This is a genomic window from Pseudomonas sp. NPDC087803, assembly GCF_044742995.1.
In the GTDB taxonomy this organism is placed as follows: domain Bacteria; phylum Pseudomonadota; class Gammaproteobacteria; order Pseudomonadales; family Pseudomonadaceae; genus Aquipseudomonas.
The window spans coordinates 1-2,093 of the sequence record NZ_JBIUVO010000109.1 but is presented as its reverse complement, the minus strand read 5'-3'; the positions used below and the strand labels follow the sequence as shown (position 1 = coordinate 2,093).

Genomic DNA, 2,093 nt, shown 5'->3' with positions numbered 1-2,093 from the left:
ATGTAATCTATTTAAACCCCCCCCACCAGGCCTTTTGGTCGCGCCCCCGCCCGGCATCCCCCCACAAAATACATGTTTGTTTGCCACCCCCCCCCCCCCCCCGCCGGCGTCTGGCGGATCCTGAAACTGTTCAAGGAATTCGACATTCCGCTGACCATCTTCGCCGTGGCCATGGCCGCCCAGCGCCACCCGGATGTGATCCGCGCGATGGTCGAAGCCGGTCACGAAATCTGCAGCCACGGCTACCGCTGGATCGACTACCAGTACATGGATGAAGCGCAGGAACGCGAGCACATGCTCGAAGCGATCCGCATCCTCACCGAACTCACTGGCGAGCGCCCACTGGGCTGGTACACCGGTCGCACCGGTCCGAACACCCGTCGTCTGGTGATGGAAGAAGGCGGTTTCCTCTACGACTGCGACACCTACGACGACGACCTGCCCTACTGGGAACCGAACAACCCGACCGGCAAGCCGCATCTGGTGATCCCGTACACCCTCGACACCAACGACATGCGCTTCACCCAGGTGCAGGGTTTCAACAAGGGCGACGATTTCTTCGAATACCTCAAAGACGCATTCGACGTGCTCTACGCCGAGGGCGCCGAAGCGCCGAAGATGCTTTCGATCGGTCTGCACTGCCGCCTGATCGGCCGTCCGGGTCGTCTCGCCTCGCTCAAACGCTTCATCGAATACGTCAAAGGTCATGAACAGGTGTGGTTCAGCCGTCGCGTCGACATCGCACGTCACTGGCAAGAAACCCATCCGTACCAAGGGGCCGCCAAATGAGCCGCTTTCAAACCCTGCAACCGTCGACCCTGAGCCGCGACGCCTTCGTCAAAGCCTTCGCCGACATCTACGAACATTCGCCATGGGTGGCCGAGAAGGCCTACGACCTGGGCGCGGACGCTTCGATCGACGAGATCGAAACCCTGCACCAGCGCATGAGCGACATCCTGTTGAGCGCCGATCACGCCAGTCAACTGGCACTGATCAACGCTCACCCGGACCTGGCCGGCAAAGCTGCCGTCCAGGGCCAACTGACCGAAGCCAGCACCAATGAACAAGCTGGCGCCGGTATTCACCAATGCACGGCCGAAGAGTTCCAGCGCTTCACCGAGCTGAACGACGCTTACAAGGCCAAGTTCAAGTTTCCCTTCATCATGGCGGTAAAAGGCAGCAACCGGCATCAGATCCTCGCGGCGTTCGAAACGCGCATTCACAACTCGGTCGACACCGAATTCAAATGCGCGCTGGCGGAGATCAACAAGATCGCCCTGTTCCGTTTACTGACTCTTTAGCAAGCCTGGCCCGAGCATGTCAGACGCGGAGAATGCCCAGGGCCTCGCAAGCATCCCCAGCCACTTATTTAAAGGCAGACAAGAAGAATGAAAGATTACGCCGTACCTTTCGAGAAGTTCGTCAACCTGGCCGATGCCCGTCTGGGCACCAAAATCATCTCGGTCACCGATGACTGGTTCGCAGACGCCAATCGTCTGTTTCAGCCGACCCCGGCCGTGTGGAAGGAGGGTGTGTTCGACGACAACGGCAAGTGGATGGACGGCTGGGAATCGCGTCGCAAGCGCTTCGAAGGCTACGACAGCGCGGTAATCCGCCTGGGCGTACCGGGTTCGATCAAAGGCGTGGACATCGACACTTCATTCTTCACCGGCAACTTCCCGCCATCGGCCTCGCTGGAAGCGTGCTTCCTGGCCTCGGGCGAGCCTGACGAAAACACCCAGTGGACTGAAGTGCTGTCGGCCGTCGAGCTGCAAGGCAACAGCCACCACTACCACGAAATCAGCAACGACCAAGCGTTCAGCCACCTGCGCTTCAACATCTACCCGGACGGCGGTGTCGCTCGTCTGCGCGTCTACGGTATTCCGTTCCGCGACTGGTCCGCGGTTGGCGACAACGAGCAAGTCGATCTGGCTGCAGCCCTTAACGGTGGCCGCGCCCTCGCCTGCTCCGACGAACACTTCGGCCGCATGAGCAATATCCTCAACCCGGGTCGTGGCATCAACATGGGCGACGGCTGTGTAACAGAACTTCGTAGTACAGTGTGCTATGAATTTGTGTTATTCGGTCTGTTT

At 59.6% G+C, this 2,093-nt stretch carries 2 protein-coding genes and 1 pseudogene; all 3 read left to right on the top strand.

The genetic code is table 11. From position 1 onward, the window contains the following. Nucleotides 1-102: 102 nt before the first annotated feature. A pseudogene (locus tag ACIOUG_RS26210) lies at nucleotides 103-789 on the top strand (polysaccharide deacetylase family protein); the annotation flags it as partial. Beyond that, nucleotides 786-1,301 (top strand): 2-oxo-4-hydroxy-4-carboxy-5-ureidoimidazoline decarboxylase, encoded by a 516-nt coding sequence (gene uraD, locus ACIOUG_RS26205; RefSeq protein WP_095114340.1) that lies wholly within the window; start codon nucleotides 786-788, stop codon nucleotides 1,299-1,301. The pseudogene ACIOUG_RS26210 and the gene uraD, both read left to right, overlap by 4 nt. A gap of 87 nt (nucleotides 1,302-1,388) precedes the next feature. Then, a partial coding sequence (alc, locus tag ACIOUG_RS26200; protein WP_401069950.1) for an allantoicase occupies nucleotides 1,389-2,093 on the top strand: 705 nt, incomplete at its 3' end.

Coding starts and splice junctions, on each gene's coding strand:
- uraD (WP_095114340.1), top strand. CDS start 786: ATGAGCCGCTTTCAAACCCTGCAACCGTCGACCCTGAGCCGCGACGCC.